Annotated in this window: 23 protein-coding genes; 9 read left to right on the top strand and 14 right to left on the bottom strand. The window is 59.6% G+C overall.

What is annotated here, in order from left to right; genetic code table 11:
* The first annotated feature begins 285 nt into the window (after window positions 1-285).
* The 4 genes from ACJ8OK_RS06705 (at window position 286) to ACJ8OK_RS06690 (ending at window position 5,258) form a co-directional block, all read left to right on the top strand.
* Complete coding sequence (locus tag ACJ8OK_RS06705) at window positions 286-813, top strand: fimbrial protein (protein WP_004939088.1); 528 nt, start codon at window positions 286-288, stop codon at window positions 811-813.
* Window positions 814-879: 66 nt separating this feature from the next.
* Window positions 880-1,563, top strand: a complete 684-nt coding sequence (locus ACJ8OK_RS06700) for a fimbrial biogenesis chaperone (RefSeq protein WP_004939085.1) — start codon at window positions 880-882, stop codon at window positions 1,561-1,563.
* Between the two features lie 27 nt (window positions 1,564-1,590).
* Window positions 1,591-4,206, top strand: coding sequence for a fimbria/pilus outer membrane usher protein (locus ACJ8OK_RS06695; protein ID WP_033633736.1), 2,616 nt, complete (start codon window positions 1,591-1,593; stop codon window positions 4,204-4,206).
* Window positions 4,207-4,217: 11 nt separating this feature from the next.
* On the top strand, window positions 4,218-5,258 hold the full coding sequence (locus ACJ8OK_RS06690; protein ID WP_033633735.1) for a fimbrial protein: 1,041 nt from the start codon (window positions 4,218-4,220) through the stop codon (window positions 5,256-5,258).
* 76 nt (window positions 5,259-5,334) lie between these two features.
* On the opposite strand, the gene ACJ8OK_RS06685 is transcribed toward ACJ8OK_RS06690, so the two are convergent.
* The 5 genes from ACJ8OK_RS06685 to ACJ8OK_RS06665 all read right to left on the bottom strand — a co-directional run bounded on the left by ACJ8OK_RS06685 (window position 5,335) and on the right by ACJ8OK_RS06665 (window position 11,064).
* Window positions 5,335-5,793 carry a helix-turn-helix domain-containing protein gene (locus tag ACJ8OK_RS06685; protein WP_004939075.1) on the bottom strand — a complete coding sequence of 153 codons (459 nt, stop codon included), beginning with the start codon at window positions 5,791-5,793 and terminating at the stop codon, window positions 5,335-5,337.
* A gap of 205 nt (window positions 5,794-5,998) precedes the next feature.
* Window positions 5,999-7,579, bottom strand: a complete 1,581-nt coding sequence (locus ACJ8OK_RS06680) for a malate:quinone oxidoreductase (RefSeq protein ID WP_015377186.1) — start codon at window positions 7,577-7,579, stop codon at window positions 5,999-6,001.
* A gap of 460 nt (window positions 7,580-8,039) precedes the next feature.
* Window positions 8,040-9,467 carry an alkaline phosphatase gene (gene phoA, locus ACJ8OK_RS06675; RefSeq protein WP_033633733.1) on the bottom strand — a complete coding sequence of 476 codons (1,428 nt, stop codon included), beginning with the start codon at window positions 9,465-9,467 and terminating at the stop codon, window positions 8,040-8,042.
* A gap of 131 nt (window positions 9,468-9,598) precedes the next feature.
* Complete coding sequence (locus ACJ8OK_RS06670) at window positions 9,599-10,306, bottom strand: glutathione S-transferase N-terminal domain-containing protein (protein ID WP_004939065.1); 708 nt, start codon at window positions 10,304-10,306, stop codon at window positions 9,599-9,601.
* 74 nt (window positions 10,307-10,380) lie between these two features.
* Window positions 10,381-11,064 (bottom strand): ArsR/SmtB family transcription factor, encoded by a 684-nt coding sequence (locus ACJ8OK_RS06665; protein ID WP_164122757.1) that lies wholly within the window; start codon window positions 11,062-11,064, stop codon window positions 10,381-10,383.
* Between the two features lie 175 nt (window positions 11,065-11,239).
* Between ACJ8OK_RS06665 and ACJ8OK_RS06660 the strand changes: the two genes are divergently transcribed.
* Window positions 11,240-11,587 (top strand): antibiotic biosynthesis monooxygenase family protein, encoded by a 348-nt coding sequence (locus ACJ8OK_RS06660; protein WP_442530469.1) that lies wholly within the window; start codon window positions 11,240-11,242, stop codon window positions 11,585-11,587.
* Between the two features lie 32 nt (window positions 11,588-11,619).
* On the opposite strand, the gene ACJ8OK_RS06655 is transcribed toward ACJ8OK_RS06660, so the two are convergent.
* Window positions 11,620-12,357 (bottom strand): isochorismatase family protein, encoded by a 738-nt coding sequence (locus ACJ8OK_RS06655; RefSeq protein ID WP_033633729.1) that lies wholly within the window; start codon window positions 12,355-12,357, stop codon window positions 11,620-11,622.
* A gap of 132 nt (window positions 12,358-12,489) precedes the next feature.
* Between ACJ8OK_RS06655 and ACJ8OK_RS06650 the strand changes: the two genes are divergently transcribed.
* Window positions 12,490-13,386, top strand: coding sequence for a LysR family transcriptional regulator (locus ACJ8OK_RS06650; RefSeq protein ID WP_033633728.1), 897 nt, complete (start codon window positions 12,490-12,492; stop codon window positions 13,384-13,386).
* A gap of 324 nt (window positions 13,387-13,710) precedes the next feature.
* On the opposite strand, the gene ACJ8OK_RS06645 is transcribed toward ACJ8OK_RS06650, so the two are convergent.
* From ACJ8OK_RS06645 to ACJ8OK_RS06630, 4 genes are all read right to left on the bottom strand, one after another.
* Entirely contained in the window at window positions 13,711-14,217 is a 507-nt protein-coding gene (locus ACJ8OK_RS06645) for a GNAT family N-acetyltransferase (protein ID WP_442530468.1), read from the bottom strand.
* Between the two features lie 62 nt (window positions 14,218-14,279).
* Complete coding sequence (locus ACJ8OK_RS06640; protein WP_004939031.1) at window positions 14,280-14,537, bottom strand: YjhX family toxin; 258 nt, start codon at window positions 14,535-14,537, stop codon at window positions 14,280-14,282.
* A gap of 233 nt (window positions 14,538-14,770) precedes the next feature.
* Window positions 14,771-15,241 (bottom strand): cyanase, encoded by a 471-nt coding sequence (cynS, locus tag ACJ8OK_RS06635; protein WP_033633725.1) that lies wholly within the window; start codon window positions 15,239-15,241, stop codon window positions 14,771-14,773.
* A gap of 19 nt (window positions 15,242-15,260) precedes the next feature.
* The gene (locus ACJ8OK_RS06630) at window positions 15,261-15,914 is read right to left on the bottom strand and encodes a carbonic anhydrase (RefSeq protein ID WP_033633724.1); all 654 of its coding nucleotides are present in this window, start codon (window positions 15,912-15,914) and stop codon (window positions 15,261-15,263) included.
* Window positions 15,915-16,025: 111 nt separating this feature from the next.
* Between ACJ8OK_RS06630 and cynR the strand changes: the two genes are divergently transcribed.
* Window positions 16,026-16,976 carry a transcriptional regulator CynR gene (gene cynR / locus ACJ8OK_RS06625; protein WP_166729738.1) on the top strand — a complete coding sequence of 317 codons (951 nt, stop codon included), beginning with the start codon at window positions 16,026-16,028 and terminating at the stop codon, window positions 16,974-16,976.
* Here the strand turns inward: cynR and ACJ8OK_RS06620 are convergent.
* A complete protein-coding gene (locus tag ACJ8OK_RS06620) occupies window positions 16,900-17,331 on the bottom strand; it encodes a hypothetical protein (RefSeq protein WP_033633722.1) in 432 nt (143 codons plus the stop codon). The genes cynR and ACJ8OK_RS06620 overlap by 77 nt on opposite strands.
* A 58-nt stretch (window positions 17,332-17,389) precedes the next feature.
* Window positions 17,390-17,857: a winged helix-turn-helix transcriptional regulator gene (locus ACJ8OK_RS06615; protein ID WP_048322589.1), complete on the bottom strand. Its 468-nt coding sequence runs from the start codon at window positions 17,855-17,857 to the stop codon at window positions 17,390-17,392.
* Window positions 17,858-17,920: 63 nt separating this feature from the next.
* Here ACJ8OK_RS06615 and ACJ8OK_RS06610 point away from each other — a divergent pair, with 63 nt between their 5' ends.
* Both ACJ8OK_RS06610 and ACJ8OK_RS06605 read left to right on the top strand, forming a co-directional pair.
* Complete coding sequence (locus ACJ8OK_RS06610; protein WP_004939015.1) at window positions 17,921-18,148, top strand: tautomerase family protein; 228 nt, start codon at window positions 17,921-17,923, stop codon at window positions 18,146-18,148.
* Between the two features lie 136 nt (window positions 18,149-18,284).
* The gene (locus tag ACJ8OK_RS06605) at window positions 18,285-19,877 is read left to right on the top strand and encodes an ABC-F family ATPase (protein ID WP_048322591.1); all 1,593 of its coding nucleotides are present in this window, start codon (window positions 18,285-18,287) and stop codon (window positions 19,875-19,877) included.
* A 52-nt stretch (window positions 19,878-19,929) separates the two neighbouring features.
* Here ACJ8OK_RS06605 and moeB read toward each other — a convergent pair whose 3' ends face one another.
* Window positions 19,930-20,685, bottom strand: a complete 756-nt coding sequence (moeB, locus tag ACJ8OK_RS06600; RefSeq protein ID WP_338910138.1) for a molybdopterin-synthase adenylyltransferase MoeB — start codon at window positions 20,683-20,685, stop codon at window positions 19,930-19,932.
* A 2-nt stretch (window positions 20,686-20,687) separates the two neighbouring features.
* Complete coding sequence (gene moeA, locus ACJ8OK_RS06595; protein WP_048322594.1) at window positions 20,688-21,926, bottom strand: molybdopterin molybdotransferase MoeA; 1,239 nt, start codon at window positions 21,924-21,926, stop codon at window positions 20,688-20,690.
* Window positions 21,927-21,953: the final 27 nt, after the last annotated feature.

The raw sequence follows: 21,953 nt of genomic DNA, 5'->3' as shown, positions 1-21,953 counted from the left end.
TCTGCAGCTTTCCCAAACACAGATTATTCCTATTCATATGAATCGTCAACATCGATCGATAGGTATCCGCCGATAGTTTATTCCTATCAAGAGGGGGCTTATGAATGTTTTAAACGATTTAACATTAAGAATATGCTTAGTCTATATTTCGTCCGGCAATGAGTTCATCGAGGCAACGCTCCTTTTCAGCAAGGGAGTGCTATCGCTGAGTGTATGCTCAGTGGCGGCAATATATATATAAGCCCGCCACTGAATCGATTATTTTATTGTTCTATGGAGCTGGAAATGAAAAAAGTATTATTGCCTTTGGCTGCCCTGGTATTGTCTGCAACTGCTTCCAACGCAATGGCAGCAAACGGCAACGTTAAATTCACCGGTGAAATTGTACAGTCCACCTGTAAAGTTGTTGATAAAGACCAGAATAAAGAAGTTTACCTGGGTAAATATCCTACCACCGCTTTCCCAACTGCCGGTTCTACCAGCGGTGCTAAAGCTTTCGATATCAGCCTGGAGAAATGTGAAGCGGGTAACTACACCCTGCGTTTCGACGGTAACACCCCAGCCGGCCACCCAGAGCTGTTGGCTGTAACTGGCGGCGCGACTGGCGTTGGCGTTGAAATTCTGGATAACAACGGTTCTACTCTGCCAATCTCTCAGGAAGTGGCTACCCCAGCTACCGTAACTGTTGCTGCTGATGGCGATAACCCAGGCGCTGCGACTTTCAACCTGCGCGCTCGTTACAAATCCTTCCAGGATCTGGTAACTGCCGGTCAGGCAAACTCTAACGCTACCTTCACCATCGAATACAAATAATTCGCTGGCAGGATAGATAGAGTTATTGGCCAAGGATGGCTAAATTTTGAGAGTTGAGACATTCCGATGAAAAAAATTCTGACTGGTATTTTATTCGCATTCTCTGTTAATGCCTTTGCCGGCATTCAGGTTGATGCGACGCGTGTCATCTATAACAGTGCAAGTAAATCCGCATCGCTCTCAATCAGCAATGACAGCGACGATACCTACATGGTGCAAACCTGGCTGGATACTGGCGATGCAAGCCAGATGCCTAAGAATTTGCCGATCGTGGTGACGCCACCCATTTTGAAGCTGGCTGCCAAGAAAGACGCCATTTTGCGTTTTATCTATTCCGGCAGCGGTTTGCCGCAGGACAGAGAATCTCTGCTCTGGGTCAACGTACAGGAAATTCCGCCAACGCCTAAGCAAGATAACGTGCTGCAGGTGGCGATCCGTACTCGTATCAAACTGTTCTATCGCCCGGATTCGTTGAAAACCAACCTGCAACAGCAGGCGGAAGCGCTGAAGTGGAAGCGCCAGGGCGGCAATTTAGTCGTGACTAACGATGGCCCGCTGTTCGTCACGCTGGGCGTCTTGAACCTGAAGAGCGGCGGCAAGAGCTGGAAAGTGAACGCCGACATGGTCAAGCCACACGACAGCCTGCGTATTTCCCTGCCTCAGGGGGCGCAATCAGCCAACAATATGTCGTTTACCTATATCAACGACTATGGCGGTCACACCGAGATTAAAAACGTCGCACTGAATTGATTTGAAGCACTTCAAGGAATGAAAGAAATGGCACACAAAAGAATAACAACCCTCGCGCCAAAACGTTTGGTGAAGCTGATTAATGGTGTAATTTATTTTTCTGCTGTGCCTTTTTCATTCTCACATATGGCCATGGCGGAGGAGCAGTTCAACACCTCCTTCATCCATGGCGATGACAATATCGCCCAGGTGGCGTCGTTGGCCAGCGGGGATGACATTCTGCCGGGTAAATATCCGTTTGATATCTATCTCAACGGGCAGCGTATCGATCACCGCGAAATCGAATTCAAGAAAGAATCCAAAGACTCTCCGGTAGCGCCGTGCCTGACGGCCGCGGACTATCAGGATTATGGCGTAAAGCTGCCCGGCGATCTGACCACCGCCGGTGCCGCGCAATGCTACGCATTGCCACAACAGATCTCCGGCGCCAAGCTGAGCTATGACGCCGCCGTACAGCGTATGGATCTGGAAGTGCCGCAGGTGTTTCTGATCCCGCGCCCGCAAGGTGCCATTTCGCCGAAAGTTTACGATCGCGGCATCAATGCCGGCTTTGTTAACTATAACTTTAGCGGCACTCATAACCGCTACGGCAACAACCAGAACGACAAGACTTCCGACTATTACTTCCTGAGCCTTAACAATGGCCTCAATATTGGCGATTGGCGCCTGCGCAACAACTCGACGTTGAACCAACAGTCGGGCGCCGGTACGCATTGGAAGAACATTTCCAGCTGGGCGGAAACGGACATCGTTTCTCTGCGCAGCCGTCTGGTGATCGGCCAGACCAACACCAATAACAATGTGTTCGACAGCATTCAGTTCCGCGGTGTGCAGATGTCCAGCGCCGACGACATGCTGCCGGAAAGCCAGCGCGGCTATGCGCCGGTGGTGCGCGGTGTGGCGACGACCAACGCGCGCGTTGAAGTGCGTCAGAACGGCTATACCATTTACAGCACCAACGTGCCGCCAGGGCCGTTTGCACTGACGGACATTTTCCCAAGCACCCTGAGCGGTAACCTGGACGTGACGGTTATCGAAGCCAACGGTTCGAGAACCTCTTTCGTCGTGCCGTTCTCCTCGGTGCCGAACATGCTGCGCGAAGGGATTTGGAACTATCAGCTGACCGCCGGTAAATACCACGACGGCACCAGCCGCTATCAGCCCAAGTTTGTCCAAGGCACCTTGTCGCATGGTATGGCGTATGACATCACGCCTTACGGTGGCGTGCTGGTGGCGGAAAACTACCGTTCAGCGGTCGTGGGCCTCGGTAAAAACCTGGGGAACTGGGGGGCTGTCTCTTTTGATATGTCCTATTCCGACACCAACCTGGTGAACGGCGATGACAAGCAGGGGGAGAGTTTCCGTTTCCTGTATTCCAAGTCGCTCAACGATTGGGGGACGGAATTCCGCATTGCCGGTTACCGTTACTCGACCTCCGGTTATTATGATTTCTCCGATGCGGTTGCCGAGCGCGAACGCTATGAGAACGGTTATTACCGTAACGATTACTACGATCAAAACGATCGCAACCTGGGCGTGCCGGACTGGGCGGAATCTCGCCGCCGCAGCTATTACACCAGCCGTTTCAACAACAAACGCCAGCGCGTTGAGCTGTCTGTCAACCAGCGCATCGCCGGTAATTCGACGCTGTACGCCAACCTCAGCAACCAGTCTTACTGGGGCGGATCCGGCGAAGACCGCACCGTACAAACCGGTTTTAACAGCAGCTATAAAAATATCAGCTATGGCGTCTTTTATCAGGACAGCCGCAGCAACTACGGCTATAAAGACCGCAGCGTCAACCTGACCGTATCGATTCCGTTCAGCTTCTTCAGCAAGGATTCGTCGGACATGACCGCCAGCTTCAACGCCGGCCACAGCAAGCAGAGCGGCAACACCTACAGCGCCGGCCTGAGCGGCACCGCGCTGGATGACAACCGCTTGAACTATGCGGTGCAAAGCGGCCATGATCGTTATTCGGGCCAAACCAGCTCGGCCAACGTCGGTTATCAGGGCAGCATGGGGACCATCAATGCCGGTTATAGCTACAGCAAAGATTATCAGCAGTCTTCGTTGGGCGTGGCGGGCGGTATCGTCGCACACTCCGGCGGCGTGACGTTGACCCAGCCGCTGCAGAATACGTTTGTGCTGGTGGAAGCCAAAGACGCCAAGGGCGTTCGTATCGAAAACCAACCCGGCGTCGCCATCGACCGCTTCGGTTACGCGGTGATGACCTCTGCGTCGCCATACCGCCATAACCGCGTGGCGTTGCGCACCGAAGATATCGGCAACGGCCTGGATATCCCGATGGCGGCAAGAGACGTGGTGCCGACTTACGGCGCAATCACCCGCGTGAAGTTTGAAACGCACACGGGCCAAAGCCTGTTGGTACACAGCAAGATGGCCGACGGCAGCGTACCGCCGATTGGCGCCAACGTCTTCAGTGCGGACGGCAAGAACAACGGTACTGTCGGTACCAACGGCGATATTTATATCTCAGGTGCCTCCGCAGGGGATCGTCTGCTGGTGAAATGGGGCAACGACGCGGGCGAAAGCTGCTCACTGGTGGTGCCGGAATTGAAAGCGGCGACCGAACAGTTGATGGGTTATCAGGAACTTTCGCTGACCTGCGGAAAACCGTAAAAGGAAAGGATATGTCTTCTTTGTTAAAGCATAAGAATCTCGGGTTGGCGGCTGGGCTGCTGGTCACGCTGGGCGCGTTTTCGCAGAGCAGCTATGCGCTGTCGTGTAAGCAGAACGGCAGCATTCGCCAGGATATCGTGCTGGATAAAGCCATCAAGGTGTCGACCGCCAATACCGCGCCGGGCGCGTTGCTGTGGCGTTCGCAGACCTTTACCTCGACCTTCCAATGTACGGATGACTGGAACAACCCGAAAGGGGAAAATGCCTACCTGTACTGGGATCCGCAGTCCCGGATGAGTCAGATCCATAATTCGATCGAAGTGGGTGTCACTTATCAGGGGATCGATGTCAAGCCGACTAAAGGCGCACGTCAGGACGTCGGTCCCGGCACGGAATGCCGTCGTTCGGGCAACCGCTGTTTGTCTCCGGCCAGATCGCTGACGGTAACCGTGTCTTACGCCATCTATATTAAAGCAACCGGCAAGGCGCCGCCGGCCGGCGGCAAGATCAACGACAACAACTCGTACTCGGTATTTCAGGTTGATGGCGTCGGCGGCTTGAACGGCACGCCGAACAGCAACTTTAACGCCTACATTTCCGGGCTGGGCAATATTCAGTTTATTTCCTGCAACCCGAAAATCACCGTGGTGGCCAACAACGGCTCGACGGTGAATTTCGGCACTATCCCGCGTCAGAATGCGGTGGTGGGCAAAATCGAGAAACAGGTGCCATTCTCGGTTGCCGCCAATATGTCCGATCCGACGACCGGACAGGACTGCCAGGGGGAGACGCTGCAGGCCAGCTTCAGCAGTACTTATCCGCTGCAGGATAACAGCGTGATCCTGCCGACCAGCGACAGCGGCTTCGGTATTTTGATCTCGCAGGCGGCGACGCCAAATACGCCGATCATGATGAACAGCCCGGTCGATCTGGGCCTGGTCAACGGCACCATCGTTGAAAAGAACTTTATGGCCAGCCTGAAATGGTTGAGCACCAACCCGAAAGTGGGGCCGTTCAGCGCATCGGCGAATATTGACGTCACCTTCAAATAATTCGGTGCCTGGTCAATAAAAGAAAGGGTTCAGTTCTCGCGAACTGAACCCTTTTTTGTGCCTTATACCGCGCTGATTAACGCAGCCCCATCCAGCTGGTGCAAACGCCTTCCGGCGGTTTGCCGGCGTACCAACGGGGCAGCGTGGGGGCATCATGGCGCGGTTCGGCCTGCATTTCTATCGGCTGCGCCGGCCATTCTGCGACGTCCCAGCGGGTGGTGCGGCGATACACTGCCGGGGTTTTGCCGAACTGTTTCTTGAAGGCGCGCGAGAACGAAGGCTGAGAGTCGAAATGGTATTGCAGGGCGATATCCAGGATCGGGCGTGGGGTGGAGCGCAACGCCTGCGCCGCCTGCGACAGGCGCCGCTCGCGGATATAGCTGCCGAGCGCGTGGCCGGTGGTGCTGCGGAACATGCGCTGCAGGTGCCATTTGGAGTAGCCCGACTTGGCGGCGACGTTATCCAGCAGCAGCGGCTGATCCAGATGAGTTTCAATCCAGTCTAGTAAATCGTGAATGATATTGACGCGATCCATGGTTTTAGTTCTCCCGCAAAAACGACATTCAGGTCACAGTGACTTAGCTTAATTATCCAAGAATATGCTTTGATAATAGGCGTGACTACGCCGTTACGCAAGGGTAAGCCGGGGATAAAAAGGTGGCCAAAAATGCTCTTTGAACGGCAGGGGAATAAAAGAAAGGCCGCATAAAGCGGCCTTTTCAGTAGGAAGTGACGGAAAATCAGTTAGTTTCCGGTTTCACTTCAATGTAGTTCAGACCCAGCACGCTGCTGGTGTAACCGCGGATCTTGTTGGTCATCTCGATATCGCCGTTCAGCTTGTGGCCGTAGGACGGGATGATCTCTTTCAGCTTGCTCTGCCATTCCGGCGTCGCCACTTTGTCTTTGAACACGGTTTCCATCAGGTGCAGCATGATTGGCGCAGCGGTGGAAGCGCCCGGCGAAGCGCCCAGCAGAGCGGCGATGCTGCCGTCTTCAGAGCTGACGACTTCGGTGCCGAACTGCAGCACGCCGCCTTTATCCGCGTCTTTCTTGATGATCTGTACGCGCTGGCCTGCGGTCCACAGCTTCCAGTCTTCCTGCTTGGCGTCCGGGAAGTACTCTTTCAATGCGGCGAAGCGATCGTCGTCGTTCATCATCAGCTGGCCGACCAGATATTTCACCAGATCGAAGTTATCCAGACCGACGTGGGTCATCGGCATCAGGTTCGAGGTGCTCAGCGAGTGCAGCAGATCAAACAGCGAACCGTTCTTCAGGAACTTGCTGGAGAAGGTGGCGAACGGCCCGAACAGCAGCACGCGCTTGCCGTCCAGCATGCGGGTATCCAGGTGCGGCACGGACATCGGCGGCGAACCTACGCTGGCCAGGCCATACACTTTGGCCAGGTGCTGGTTGGCGATCTCCGGGTTGGTGGTGACCAGGAACTGGCCGCCGACCGGGAAGCCGCCGTAACCGTCGGCCTCAGGGATGCCGGATTTCTGCAGCAGGGTCAGGGACGCGCCGCCTGCACCGATGAACACGAACTTGGCGTTAACGGTGGTTTCTTTACCGTCGCGGTTCAGATCGGCAACGGTTACGCTCCAGGTCTGGTCGGCGTTGCGCTTGATGTCGCGCACTTCGTGGCTCAGGTTCAGCTTGAACTTGTCGCTGGCGCTCAGTGCGTCAACCAACTGGTGGGTGATCACGCCGAAGTTAACGTCGGTGCCCAACGGCATGCGGGTCGCGGCGATTTTCTGCGCCGGATCGCGGCCGTTCATCACCAGTGGCGCCCACTGTTTGATTTGCGCAGGGTCTTCGGAGTATTCCATGCCGCGGAACAGGGTGCTGTGCTGCAGCGCCGCGTAGCGTTTACGCAGGAAGTTGACGTTGTCGTCGCCCCACACGAAGCTCATGTGCGGCACGCTGTTAATGAAGGATTTCGGATCTTTCAGGACATTGTTTTTCACCTGATAAGACCAGAACTGACGGGAGATTTCGAAAGACTCGTTGACCTTCACCGCCTTGCTGATGTCGATGGTGCCATCGGCTTTTTCCGGCGTGTAGTTCATTTCGCTGAAGGCGGAGTGGCCGGTACCGGCGTTGTTCCAGCCATTGGAGCTCTCTTCCGCCACGCCGTTCATGCGCTCGTACATGTCGATGGTCCAGGTCGGCTCCAGCTCATGCAGATAGGTACCCAAGGTGGCGCTCATGATGCCGCCGCCGATCAACACCACGTCGACGGTTTTATTCTTCTCTTCAGCCGCCGCCTGTTGCGTAACGCCAAACAGGCTGAGACTGAAAATCAGGACGAGTAATTTTCTCATTGAATTAAATCTCTTGTGTGTAAATTCTACTCATTGCAGGTGAAAGAATTTAGCGGGAGTTACCCTGGAAATAATGAAGCCGACCGCCCGGCGTGAGCCGATAGGCAGCAATAATGCCTTTTTGTTAATAGGGTTTTTAACGAAAAGTGAACTATTGCAGGCCGTCCGGATGCAAATTGATCGGTTCACGTTACTGGCGGGGTATTATTGTTTGCGAGAATGTTAAAAACTACTTTTGTAACTAAAAAAAATGAATATAAGCAAAAATAGGCCGGTTGCTGTCGCAGTAATAAACAAAGAGGGAAGAAAGGTCGTATAACCGCGTTATTTCCGGGGGTTAATTGTCGCGCAATTAAACGTTATTTCGTTATCACACAATAATTGCGGTTAAATTGCAAATACCTATCGGTAACCAATAATAAATGGCCGCCGTTGCGGGCGGCCATCGTGCAGAAGGCGGTTATTTGATGCCCATCGCATCGCGCATGGTGAAGAACAGATCGGTCTGATCGGTCAATCCCACCACGTTGGCGGCGTGCGGGCCGTAGGCCGCGACGCGCAATTGGGTGCCGGTGTGCCCCTGCGACTCTTCTTCCGAGTTGCCGTAGCTGAGGGTCATCGGCGCGCCGTCTTTGGTGGTCAGCATCTGGGTCAGGCCCGGCGCTTTGGCGTCGGCGGCGACGATCTGGCTGGCGTGCGCATGGTCGGCGGTGACGATCACCAGCGTGTTGCCGTCGGCGCGGGCGAAGGCCAGCGCTTTTTGCACCGCTTCGTCCAGATCGACGGTTTCACCAATCTGCCCGCACGGGTTAGCGGCGTGATCCTGCTTATCGATCGACGCGCCCTCTACCTGCAGGAAGAAGCCGTTCGGGTTATCTTTCAACAGCGCGATCGCTTTTTCGGTCATCGCCGCCAGCGTTGGCGTGGCCGCGGTGCGCGCCGGGTTGTTTTCGCAGGTTACCGCCGGCTTGTCGAGGTTGCCGTGATAGCTGGCTTTCGGCCCCAGCCAGCGCACCGGCATGTTGCCGTCGGCGAACAGACCCAGCAGAGGTTTTTGCTGGTTGGCCAGCGTAACGGCCTGCAGCTCATCCGCGTTGCTCACCCACTGGTAACCCTGCGCTGCCGCCTGATCTTTCAGCGATTTTCCTTGCCATTCGCCGCTTTTCGCCAGCTGGTTGAAGGACTTTGCGCCGCCGCCCAGCGTGACGTCGGCGCGGGTTTTCAGCAACTGCTCGGTGATGGAGCCGCGGCCACCGTTTTCCAGCGCGTTAGCGGCGCATTTCTCGCTGGTTTCCTCCGGGCCGTAGCATTTGCGCGAGGTGACGTGCGACACCAGCGCCGCCGGCGTAGCGTCTTGCAACTCGGCGGTGGAGACGTTGCCGGTGGCCTTGCCGGCCGCCTTGGCGATCTCCAGCAGCGTCGGCTGATCTTTGCCGTTCACGTCCACGCCGAGCGCGCCGTTATAGGTTTTCACCCCGGTGGCCCAGGCGGTGGCGGAGGCGGCGGAATCGGTCACGTAATCCGGCTTGTGGGTTTTCTTGTCCAGCGAGTAGTGGGTGTATTGCCCGGTCAGCGGCAGAGCGTCGATGCCCTTGAAGTAACCGCCTGCGCCTTCAGCGTAGTTGCGCGCGGCGGTGATCTCGGAATCCCCCATGCCGTCGCCGATCAGCAGAATCACGTTTTTCGCCGTTTTGTCCGACAGCGACGCCTTCAGCGCGGCGGTCTGATCGCCGGCCAGACGACGGGCGCCGCCCGGTTCGGCGAGGTTGCCGCGCGCGGCGCGCTCGGTCAGGCCATCGGCATTGGCCGAGGTTTCCGCCGCGATGGCGGAGGAACAGAGCAGGGCGGACAGCACGGCGCCGGCGATCAGAGATACAGCAGGTTGCATGGGGTAAGCTCCTTGTCGTAATACAACAATGTAAATAACATCAAATTGTTACGAAAGGAGAGTAGAGCAGAGGGATGACAATTTTATGACAATGAAAGACGGGACGGCCCGGCGGCCATCCCGTTTGACGATCAGGCCGCGCGCGCCGGGATAGCCAGCCCGCGCTGCACCGCCGGCCGCGCCAAACCGCGCTCCAGCCACTGCGCGACGCGCGGGAAACTGTCGAACGCCACCAGCTCGCGCGCCTCATAGAAGCCGATCAGGTTACGCACCCAGCCCAGCAGCGAGATATCGGCGATGGTGTAGTCCGCGCCCATGATCCAGTCGCGGCCTTCAAGGCGCGTTTCCAATACGCCGAGCAGGCGTTTCGATTCATTCTTGTAACGCTCCAGCGGCCGCTTGTCTTCATATTCGCGCCCGGCGAATTTGTGGAAGAAACCGAGCTGGCCGAACATTGGGCCGACGGCGGCCATCTGGAAGAACACCCACTGAATGGTCTCATAACGCTGCGCCGGATCCTGCGGCAGGAAACGGCCGCTCTTTTCCGCCAGGTAGAGCAGAATGGCGCCGGATTCGAACAGCGGCAGCGGCCGGCCGCCGGGGCCGTCGGGATCGATGATCGCCGGGATCTTGCCGTTCGGGTTCAGCGCCAGGAATTCCGGCGTCCAGGTCTCGTTGTTGCCGATGTCGATCAGGTGCGCTTCATAAGGCAGGCCGATCTCTTCCAGCATGATGGACACTTTGACGCCGTTCGGCGTCGGCAGAGAGTAGAGCTGCAGCCGTTCCGGGTGCTGAGCCGGCCAGCGTTTGACGATCGGGAATTGGGTGGAATCGAGCATGGAAACTCCTCGGGTTGGCGGGGTCGTTTAAGCGTACCCCTTGAGTATTGCAGTAAAACTACCCCGCCGCCGGGTTACACCGTGAGGTCAAAATGTGCGGCCAGCGCTTTTTTACCGGCGGGGGTCAGCTGTAGTTCGCGACTGTCGAGCCGGCGGACGATCCAGCCGCGTTGGATAAAGGCGGCTAACAGCGCGGCGCCCAGCGCGCCACCGAGGTGAGAGCGGCGTTCGCTCCAGTCCAGGCAGCCGCAGGCGAAGCGGCGGCGGGTGGGAGCGGGGGAGCAATCGACGCCCAGCCGCGCCAGCGCGGCCTGACCGATGTCGCTTAACCGGTAGTCTTCTTCGCCGGTCAGCCAGTTCAGCGCATGCAGCCGATCGTGCAGCTTCACCGCCACCTCGCCCGCCATATGGTCGTAACAGGTGCGAGCATATTGCAGCGAGGTGGGCGTGCTGCTTTTCACCGACGGGCGCGGCGCGCCCGCCAGCGCCATCAGCCCCTCCAGCGCTGCGGCCACCGGTTGCCCGGCCAGCCGAAAATAGCGATAGCGCCCCTGTTTGACGCAGGCAATCAGCCGCTGCTCCAGCAGCTTCGCCAGATGTGCGCTGGCGGTAGACGGGGCGACCTCGACCGCCGCGCTGAGCTCGGTGGCGGTGTAGGCGCGCCCGTCCATCAACAGGCACAGCATGCGCGCCCGGGTGCGGTCGGCGATGGCGGCGCTCAGCGCCGCTAAACGATCTTCTATCTCGATGTTATGCATACTTCGAGGTTAGACGAAGTATGACGGCGCGTCCATCGCTAGCCTGTGGCTATCGCATTCTGGTGCTGTGCGCCCGTGTCCGCTGGATATTGATGAGCGGGCGCTGAAATCGGTGCAGTGGCGCCGTTCGCTCAATGCGCGCGTGCCGGAATTTTACCGTTGAGAGGAGACGAGGATGATTGCCGTGATGTTTGAACTGCAGGCTGCCGACGGGCAGCGCGATACCTATCTGACGTTGGCGGCGGGGCTGAAGCCGCTGCTGGCGCAGATCGACGGATTCATTTCCATCGAGCGCTTTCAAAGCCTGGCCGATCCTGCGCGCCTGCTGTCGCTCTCCTTCTGGCGCGACGAAACGGCGGTGCAGCAGTGGCGCAATCTCGAGCAGCACCGGGCGGCGCAGGCGCGCGGCCGTGGCGAGGTGCTGGCGCAGTATCGCCTGCGGGTGGCGGAGGTGGTGCGGGACTACGGGCTGGAGAGTCGCGACCAGGCGCCGCAGGATAGCCGTTGTTATCACCGTACCTGAGAAAAAGCCCGCCGCCGGCGGGCTTTCACCGGCTATTTCGCCTCGCTGCCCACCTTCATCGCCCCGGCGTAGCTGGCGCCCATCCCCCAGGCGGCGCCGTGGTCGCGAGCGATCTGCAATACGCCCCCCGCCGTGGCTTTACGGCTCCAGTCCTGCTGCCATTCCAGCATCAACGCTACCCAGTTGATGGGCGTGGCGCCCGCCTGAACCAGACGCTGCATGGCGTTGTTTTGGCTGTCTGGCGTAATGTCGCCGGTGACGTCCGACAGGATATAAACCTCATACCCCTCGCCCAGGGCGGACAGCGCCGGCAACATCACGCAACTGGCGGTCCACAGCCCGCCGATGATGATTTTCTTGCGGCCGGATTGTTTGATCAGATCCACCACGCGCCGATCCTGCCAGACGTTGATGGCGGTGCGGTCGTACACCTGCAGGTCCGGGCGTGCCTGCGTCACCTGCTGGAATACCGGCCCGGCGAAGCTTTTGGCGTTGGCCGAGGCCAGAATGGTCGGCACGTTGAACACCTTGGCGGCCTTGGCGATGCCGGCGGCGTTATTCACCAGATTGGTTTGATCGATAGAGGAAATGGTCATGCCGAACATGTCCTGCAGATCGACCAACAGCAACAGGCTGTTGTCGGCGGTCAGCGGCTGCACATAACCCGCCTGGCGGCTATCGGCGGCGGGGGATTGCGCCAGCGCGGCGACGGGGGCGGTGGCGGTGGCGGCGCTCAGGCCGAGCATCAGGGCGAACAGGGTCTTTTTCATTATTAACTCCATTATTATCAGTAGATTAAATTCACTTACCACTCAGGGAAGCGGTTGGATAAAGTCTACTTAGGTTGTTGGGGTTAATAATCTGTGTTTTATTGAATTTATAATTAACTATCAGGACATAATATGGACGTGCTACTGACGATGCGCGCCTTTCGCCGCGTGGTTGAGCGCAACAGTTTCTATAAGGCGGCGGAGGATCTGGCGATCACCCCGGCGGCGTTGAGCAAGCAGATTAAGCAGTTGGAAAGCCGGCTGGGGACGCTGTTGCTCGTGCGCACCACCCGCAGCATGAGCCTGACCGAAGCCGGGCAGATCTATTACCAGGAAGCCTGTCGGTTGCTCGGCGAGTTCGACGCGCTGGAACAGACGGTTGCCGCCAGCGCGCAGCAGGTCTCCGGCACGCTGCGGGTCAATGCGCCGCTCTCATTCGGCCTGACGGTGCTGTCGCCGCTGTTGCCGCTGTTTATGCAACGTTACCCGCAGTTGCAGGTGGAACTGACGCTGGACGACAGGGTATTGGACGTAGTGGCGGCTGGTTTCGATATTTCCTTGCGCATTCGCCGACGGCTGCCGGACTCTTCCCTCAGCGCCCGGGCGCTGGGTGAAGTGCACCAGCGAATTTGCGCCGCGCCCGGCTATTTGGCGCAGCACGGCATGCCGCAAACGCCGAATGAATTACAGCGACACAGCTGTCTGGCCTATTCCCTGGCGGAAAGGCCGGGGCAGTGGCAGTTCACCGCCGGCGAGGAGAGCCTGAGCGTGGCGTTCACTCCCCGGTTGATCGCCAACAACAGCCTGATGCTGCGGGATATGTTGGTGGCGGGATTGGGCATCGGTTCGCTGCCGTCGTTCGTGGCGGATCCCGAGATCGCCGCCGGCAGGCTGGTGCGGCTGTTCCCTGAACAGATTGCCGACGTGCATCAGGTCTTCGCGGTTTACCCGACGCGCCGGCATGTGCAGCAGAAAGTGAGTTTATTCACCGAGTTTGTGCGAGAACAGGGATTGATGACGGCGAATTGACAACGGCGTACGGTTGTCATATTCATTAGCTATGAAAAAATCCTACCGCTCATTCGCGCTAATTATTATCACCCTTCTCCAAAGGGTGGGGTAGCGCGTGTGTCGCCAATAAAAACCCGCCGGCAGGCGGGTTTTTTTATCCCCCCTCCGGCAATGACCGGAGAACGTTATGTAAACCCATCCTGCAACCCGTTTACACTGAGCGAAACGGAGTTTGAGCGCCTGGCACAGTACTTTTTTCCCGGCGGAAGAAGAAGGGATGGCCGTCTTGCGTTATGGCGAACGGGACTGAAAACCGGCGCCATGACGGCGCCGGCAACAGGGTTACGCTTTGGCGTTAAACGCAGCGTGGAATGCGACTTCCGCGCACGGCAGCGCGCCCTGGAAGGCGATGGCGCGGAAGTAGTCTTGCGGCACGCCCGGCAGGGTCAGCGCGTCCTGCGCCTGGAAGCCGAAACGGCCGTAATAGTTTGGCTCGCCCAGCACTACGCAGCCTGCGGCGCCGCGTTCCTGCAGCTCGGCCAGCAGTTGGCGAATAAGCCGGCTGCCGATCCCCCGGTTCTGACAGGCCGGTAGCACCGATACCGGCGCCAGCCCGTACCAACCGACGGCGCCGTTGCTGAGCACGACCGGTGAGACGGACGCGTGCCCGAGCGGTGTGCCATTGTGCTCGGCGACCAGCGACAGGGTGAGGGCTCCTGCCGCGCGTAGCGCATTGACGATAAACTGCTCGGTGTGGCTGCTGTGTTCGGCGTGCAGGAATGCGGCGGCGGTCAGGGTGGCGATGGCGCCGACGTCGGCCGGCGTTTCGTGGCGTAACGTGATGTTCATGGTTGTATCCTGATTCAATAAGGCTGAGCCGACCGGGCTGGCTGCCCGGCCGGTATCGATGATTAACGGTTATCCAGCTGCGCACGCACGGCCTTGAGCCCGGCGAAGGTGACGCGATAAGGGCGCCCCTGGCGAGAGAGGATCAGGCGTTTGGTTTTGAGCTTGGTGAAAACGGCCAGCGAGCAGTCGGCCAGGCCGAGCCCTTCGCGGGTGTAGCATTCGACGTGGGTGACGCGACCGGCGTCGTTGCGGGTGAAGGCGATATAGCCGCCTTTGGCCAACACGTGCAGCACGCGTTGTTCCGCTTTGGAAATGTTCATGTTGGGAGATCCTGTAATAACCCCAGATACGCGCATCCCCGCGCAAACGCGCGTCGGATACGTCAGAGTCCCTCGCCATGCGGCAAGGAAGCGACTATCGGGTGGTTACAATCTCCAACATACAGGCCTCGGGCAGTGAAAAACGCCAGGGCGGCGTTTCAGCGCAGTTAATGTAGCCAATGGCCGGTTGGCTGTCAATTTGCCGGCGACGCGGGCCGCCGGCGCAAGGCCAATCAGAAAGGCTTGGTCGGCAGGTATTTGCCGTCCAGGGTGATCACCGCGCGTTCGCCGCCGTCCGGATCGGCGACCTTCTTGATATCCAGCTTGAAGTTGATGGCGCTGATGATGCCGTCGCCAAACTGCTCGTGCACCAGCGCTTTCAGCGTGGAGCCGTAGACCTGCAGCATTTCATAGAAACGATAAATGGTCGGGTCGGTCGGCACGCCGCCGGGAATGCTGCCGCGCAGCGGGATGGTTTGCAGCAGCTGCACCGCTTCTTCATCCAGCCCCAGCTTGGCCGCCACGGTGCGCGCTGCCGGTTCCGGCAGCGCATGCTGCCCCAGCAGAGCGGCGGTGACAAACGCCAGGCTGAAGCCGGTGCCCTCGGCCAGCGCTTCGAACGTCAGATTAAGGCGGATCTTGGCGGCCATGATGGTGTCGGTGAGCGCTTCGCGCGGGGCGGCGTTATGCAGAGAGTGTGTCATATTGGCTCCTTTTGTTGGCTTAAAAACGGGCGATCGCCGGGGTGGCGGTCACCTCGGAATGGGTGGCGAGCGGCACGAAGCGGCGGGTTTCGCCGTCCAGCGCCTCGATAGCGCCGCTGGCGATGTCATAGACCCAGCCGTGCAGCGTCAGGCGGCCCTGATCCAGCGCCAGGGCGACGGAAGGGTGCGTTTTGATGTTGTTGAGCTGGGCGATGACGTTCTCGCGCACCATCGACGCGACCCGGGCCTCGTCGGAGACATGCGGATAAGCCTGATTGACCGCCTTGGCGGAATCGGCGTAACGCAGCCAGCCGGCGACCGTCGGCAGGTGATCCAGACATTGACAGGTGGCGATGGCGGTCATCGCGCCGCAGTCGGAATGGCCGCAGATCACGATATCTTCCACGCCCAGCGCGGCGACCGCGTACTCGACCGAGGCGGTCACCCCGCCGGGTTCGGGGCCGAAAGAAGGCACGATGTTACCGGCATTGCGGATCACGAACAGATCGCCCGGCTCGCGCTGGGTGACCAGCTCCGGCACCAGGCGGCTGTCGGAACACGAGATAAACAGGGTGCGCGGATTTTGGCGGGTCGCCAGCCGCTGAAACAGCGCCGTGCGTTCAACAAAGGCTTCGCGCTGGAACTTCAGGAAACCCTCAATCACCTCTTTCATTGTTTTTCTCCCTGGGGGGTAAGCGATGACGGCATGATGAACGCTTCTGGCTATAGGGTCTAAGACCCATTTATAATGATGGCTATAGGTATTACTAATAGTTGGGGCGCTATGCTGTTGCGACATATCCGTTATTTTCTGGCCGTGGCCGAACAGGGCAATTTCACCCGCGCCGCTGAAGCGCTGCACGTCTCGCAACCGACCTTGTCGCAGCAGATCAAACAGCTGGAGGATGCGCTGGGAGCGCCGCTGTTCGATCGCAGCGGCAGAAGGGTGCAGCTGACCGACGCCGGTGAGGCCTGGATGCGCTATGCGCGGCTGGCGCTGCAGGATCTGGACGCCGGCGCGCGGGCGATCCATGACGTGGCGACGCTGGCGCGCGGCCATCTGCGGCTGGCGATGACGCCGACGTTCACCGCCTATCTGGTGGGGCCGGCGATCGATGCGTTCTACCGCCGCTATCCGGGGATTACGCTGAGCATTGAGGAGATGGCGCAAGAGCGGATCGAGGCGTTGCTGGCGCAGGATAGGTTGGATCTGGGGATTGCCTTCGAGATGGCGCAGTCGGCGGAGGTGGAAGCCACGCCGTTGTTCAGCGAGACGCTGGAACTGATGGTCGGCGCCGATCATCCCCTGGCTGCGCGGCGTCGGCCGCTGACGCTGGCGGAGTGGCGACATCTGCCGCTGGCCTTGCTGAGCGGCGATTTTGCCACGCGCCAGTTTATCGATCGCTACTGCACGCAGCTCGGTTTCCGGCCGCTGGTGGCGGTGGAGGCCAATGCGCTGGGTGCCATCGTCGAGATCGTGCGGCGGGGGCAGCTCGCCACGCTGTTGCCGGCCGCCATTGCGCGTGAGAACCGGCAGTTGAAAAAGGTGGCGCTGGCCAACGCCATGCCGGCCCGGCAGGCGGTGTTGCTGCAGCGCCAAGGCGCTTACCGCAGCGCCGCAGCGCAGGCGTTTATTGCCGTATTGCAGCAACAGGGCGTTACGCCAACGCCCCCCAGCGCTGCATCATCCCCAGCAGATGCACCAGTCCGAAACCGAGGCAAATCAGCGAGCTGACGACGATGAAGCGTTGGCTGCGGCCGGTATCGCGCAGGGCGAAAGGGCCGGCGACGCCGCGCAGCAGGTAGATAAAGGTGATGATAAACAGCGCGGGCCGCAGAAGCGGCAGCGGCGCGATCAGGCCCGCACCGGATAGCGCATACAGCGCCCAAATAAACAGCACCAGCGCGATACCGGCGGTGACGACGGCCGGGAACTTTTTACCCGCTTCCGCCGCCTTAATGAAGCGATCGCCGGCGCCGCACAGCCGATAGCCGCGCGGCCCGGCGGCGATCACCCAAATATGCAGCAGGGCGGCGATGGCGCTCAGCGCGGCGCCGATCAGCAGCGCGGTGTTATAGAGGTGTGGCATGGTTCAGCATCCTTGTCCTAAATCAGTCTGGTATCAAGCGTAGACCAGAATGGGTAAGTCAGGCCCGGGGGAGCTCAACGGCCGACATTTGCAGCGCGTTTTCAGGCACCACGCGGGCCTGCGCATCGATAAATGCCAGCTGCACCGGCAGCCCGCTGTGTTTATCCACCAGTTGAACGTGGGGGGTGTCATGCAGAATATGCCGGTGGCCCCATGCCATCAGCGCAACCAGGATGGGCCCCAGGCTGCGTCCCTTGTCCGTCAAGACATATTCATGTCGCTCACGCTCGCCCGGCTCCCGGTAAGCGCGTTTGGCCAACAGTTCTTGTTCTACCATGGCATTCAGACGGTTGCTCAACGCCTGGCGCGAAGCGCCGATATTCTCGCGCAGCTCTTCAAAACGGCGAACGCCGTAGAATGATTCGCGCAGGATCAGCAACGTCCAGCGATCGCCAAGCAGGTCCGCGGCCTGCGCCAGCCCGCACAGGGCAAGAGAAACGGTAGGGAGATCGGGAGATTTTGACATGGGCATTTTCCTTCGCTAGTCTAAGTCTTGCTTTTAGACTTATCTATATTCAAGGAGAGTATAATGCCATTTGTTAATGTGCAAACGGTGAAAGGCATGCTGGATGAACGGCAAAAAAGCGAATTGCTGTCCCGCATTACCGATCTGTTGGTGGAGATAGAAGGGCGAGGCGATCCGGCGTTCAGGCAGTCGGTTTGGGTCAGAATCGATGAACATGCGCCCGAACAATGGAGCCTGGGCGGCGTGCAGCCGACGGCGGCGATGATTGCCGCGAAGTTCCCGCCGCGTTAATTCAACTATGCTGCCTGCGAAAAGGATAGGATGCCGCAGGCGCTCAAAATGTCACCGAAACTTCCCGCGATCTCTGCACCCCGTTGTGGCATAATGCGCGCCAAATCACATTCCCTATGTATAAAGAGCGAGCGCTGTGTTAAGCACTAACAACATCACCATGCAGTTCGGCAGCAAGCCGTTGTTTGAAAACATCTCTGTCAAATTCGGCGGCGGCAACCGTTACGGCCTGATCGGCGCCAACGGCTGCGGCAAGTCCACCTTTATGAAAATCCTCGGCGGCGATCTGGCGCCGAGCGGCGGCAACGTGTTCCTCGATCCGAACGAGCGCCTGGGTAAACTGCGTCAGGATCAGTTCGCCTTCGAGCAGTACAGCGTGCTGGACACCGTGATCATGGGCCACACCGAACTGTGGGCGGTGAAGGAAGAGCGCGACCGCATCTACGCCATGGCGGAGATGAGCGAAGAAGACGGCTATAAAGTGGCCGATCTGGAAGTGGCCTACGGCGAAATGGACGGCTACAGCGCCGAAGCGCGCGCCGGCGAACTGTTGCTCGGCGTGGGTATTCCGGTGGAGCAGCACTACGGCCCGATGAGCGAAATCGCGCCGGGCTGGAAGCTGCGCGTGTTGCTGGCGCAGGCGCTGTTCTCCGATCCGGAAATCCTGCTGCTCGACGAACCGACCAACAACCTGGACATCGACACCATTCGCTGGCTGGAAAACGTGCTCAACGAGCGCAACAGCACCATGATCATCATTTCGCACGACCGTCACTTCCTGAACATGGTCTGCACCCACATGGCGGATCTGGACTACGGCGAACTGCGCGTTTATCCGGGCAACTACGACGAATACATGACCGCCGCCACCCAGGCGCGCGAGCGTCTGCTGGCGGACAACGCCAAGAAGAAGGCGCAGATCAGCGAGCTGCAATCGTTCGTCAGCCGCTTCAGCGCCAACGCCTCCAAATCCAAGCAGGCCACTTCCCGCGCCCGCCAGATCGACAAGATCCAACTGGAAGAGGTGAAAGCCTCCAGCCGCCAGAACCCGTTCATCCGCTTCGAGCAGGACAAGAAGCTGTTCCGTAACGCGCTGGAAGTGGAAGCGCTCACCAAGGGCTTCGACGAAGGCCCGCTGTTCAGCAAGCTGAACCTGATGGTGGAAGTGGGCGAGAAGGTCGCGGTGCTGGGCGCCAACGGCATCGGTAAAACCACCCTGCTGAAAACGCTGGTGGGCGACGCGCAGCCGGACAGCGGCACCGTCAAGTGGTCAGAAAACGCCCGTATCGGTTACTACGCGCAGGATCACGAATACGAGTTCGACGACACCCTGAGCGTGTTCGACTGGATGAGCCAGTGGAAGCAGGAAAAAGACGACGAGCAGGCGGTGCGCAGCGTGCTGGGCCGTCTGCTGTTCAGCCAGGACGACATCAAGAAAAAAGTGAAGGTGCTGTCCGGTGGTGAGAAGGGCCGCATGCTGTTCGGCAAGCTGATGATGCAGCGCCCGAATATTCTGGTGATGGACGAACCGACCAACCACCTGGATATGGAATCCATCGAATCGCTGAACATGGCGCTGGAGATGTACGAAGGCACGCTGATCTTCGTCTCCCACGACCGTGAGTTCGTCAGCTCGCTGGCGACGCGCATTCTGGAAATCACCCCGAACAAGGTGATCGACTTTACCGGCAACTACGAAGACTATCTGCGCAGCCAGGGTATCGTGTAACCCTCGCGGCAACGCATCAGGGCGGGAATTATCCCGCCCTTTTTTTTATCCGTCATTCCCCGCCGCACACCTCGCAGTGCAGATCCTTCGGCAGTTTCATCTCGCGGAACTGCATGCTCATTGCATCGAACATCAACAGCTTGCCGCGCAGCGGCTGACCGTAGTCGGCCAGCAGCTTGATGGCTTCCATCGCCTGCAGAGTGCCGATAGTGCCGACCAGCGGCGCCATCACGCCCGCCTCGACGCAGGTGAGGGCGCTGTCGCCGAACAGCCGGCTCAGGCAGCGGTAGCAGGGCTCGCCCGGCTGATAGGTGAACACGCTGAGCTGGCCTTCCATGCGGATCGCCGCGCCGGAAACCAGCGGTTTGCGCTGTGCGTGGCACAGGCGGTTCAGCGCGTCGCGCGCCGCCACGTTGTCGGTGCAGTCCAGCACCAGATCGCAGGCGGCGATCTCTGCTGCGACCGCGTCATCTTCCAGACGACCGTCGATGGCATCGATGCGGATATGCGGATTGATGGCGCTCAGTTCCTGCCTGGCGGAGGCGACTTTGCTCTGGCCGATGCGATCGTCGCGGTGCAGGATCTGGCGCTGCAGGTTGGAGAGCGAGACGGTGTCGAAATCCACCAGCACCAGATGGCCGACGCCGGCCGCCGCCAGATATGGCGCGGCGGCGCAGCCCAGCCCGCCCAGTCCGGCGATCAGCACGCGGGCGGCCTTCAGTTTCTCCTGGCCGTCGAAGTCAAAGCCGCGCAGCACGATCTGGCGGTTGTAGCGCAGCGCTTCGGCGTCGGTCAATTCCGGCAGCATGTTCAGCTCCTCAGCAGGGCGTTGAACGGCTCGATCTCCACCGTTTCACCCGCCGCCACCGAACCGCGTTCGCGCTCCAGCACGATGAAACAGTTGCCCTGGCTGTAGGAGCTGAAGACGTGCGAGCCCTGGTGGCCGGTGGTGCTCACCTCCAGTTCGCCCGCGGCGTTGCTGCTGAACACGCCGCGCTGAAAATCGAGGCGGCCCGGCGATTTCTTCAGCGGCGTCAGCGCGCGGGCGCGCAGGCGCGGCGGCAGGCGCCAGTCGCTGTGGCCGGCCAGCTTCGCCAGCAGCGGTTGCACCAGCTGGTAGAAGGTCAGGGCGGCGGAAACCGGGTTGCCCGGCAGGCCGCAGAACCAGGTGTGTCCCAGTTTGCCGAAGGCGAACGGTTTGCCGGGTTTGATCGCCAGCTTCCAGAAGCTGACCTGGCCCAGTTCGTCGAGCATCTGTTTGGTGTAGTCGGCCTCGCCGACCGAGACGCCGCCGCTGCTGATCACTACGTCGGCCTGGCTGTCCGCTTGTTCGAAGGCGGCGCGCAGCGCATCGCGATCGTCGCGGATAATGCCGAGATCGAGCACTTCACAGCCCATCTGCTCCAGCATCAGGCGCACCGCGAAGCGGTTGGTGTCGTAGATCTGGCCTGCCTGCAGCGGCTGGCCGACCGGCTGCAGTTCGTCGCCGGTGGAGAACACCGCGACCTTCAGCTTACGCATCACCTGCACTTCGGCGACGCCGAGCGAAGCCAGCAGCGGCAGCTGCGCGGCGCCCAGCTTCACGCCGGCCGGCAACACGCTGGCGCCTTGGCGAATGTCTTCACCCGCTAAACGGATATTCTGGCCGGCTTCTACCGGGGCGGTAAAACGCACGCCCTGGTCGCTCACTTCGGCCTGCTCTTGCATGACAACCGCTTCCGCCCCGGCCGGGATCGGCGCGCCGGTCATGATGCGCACGCAGCTGTTGGCCGGCCATTGGCCGTCGAACGGCGCGCCGGCGAAGGCTTTCCCGGCGACCGGCAACGGCGCATTGGCCGCCAGATCGGCGAGGCGTACCGCATAGCCGTCCATCGCCGAGTTGGCGAACGGCGGCACGTCGAGCGGTGAGACCACCGGTGCGGCGGTGATGCGGCCGGCGGCGGCGGTCAGCGCGACGGATTCGGTCTGTTGCAGCGGGGCGATCTGCCCGAGCATTTTTTCCAGCGCTTGCTCCAGGGAGATGAGATCGGAAGTATGGCAATGATCCATAAGGGGAACTCCGTAATCAGGGTGCGC

The organism is Serratia sp. CY71090, from assembly GCF_052166845.1.
Classification (GTDB): Bacteria; Pseudomonadota; Gammaproteobacteria; order Enterobacterales; family Enterobacteriaceae; genus Serratia; species Serratia nematodiphila.
The sequence above is the reverse complement of the archived record's forward strand: the minus strand, read 5'-3'. Positions and strand labels throughout refer to the sequence as shown.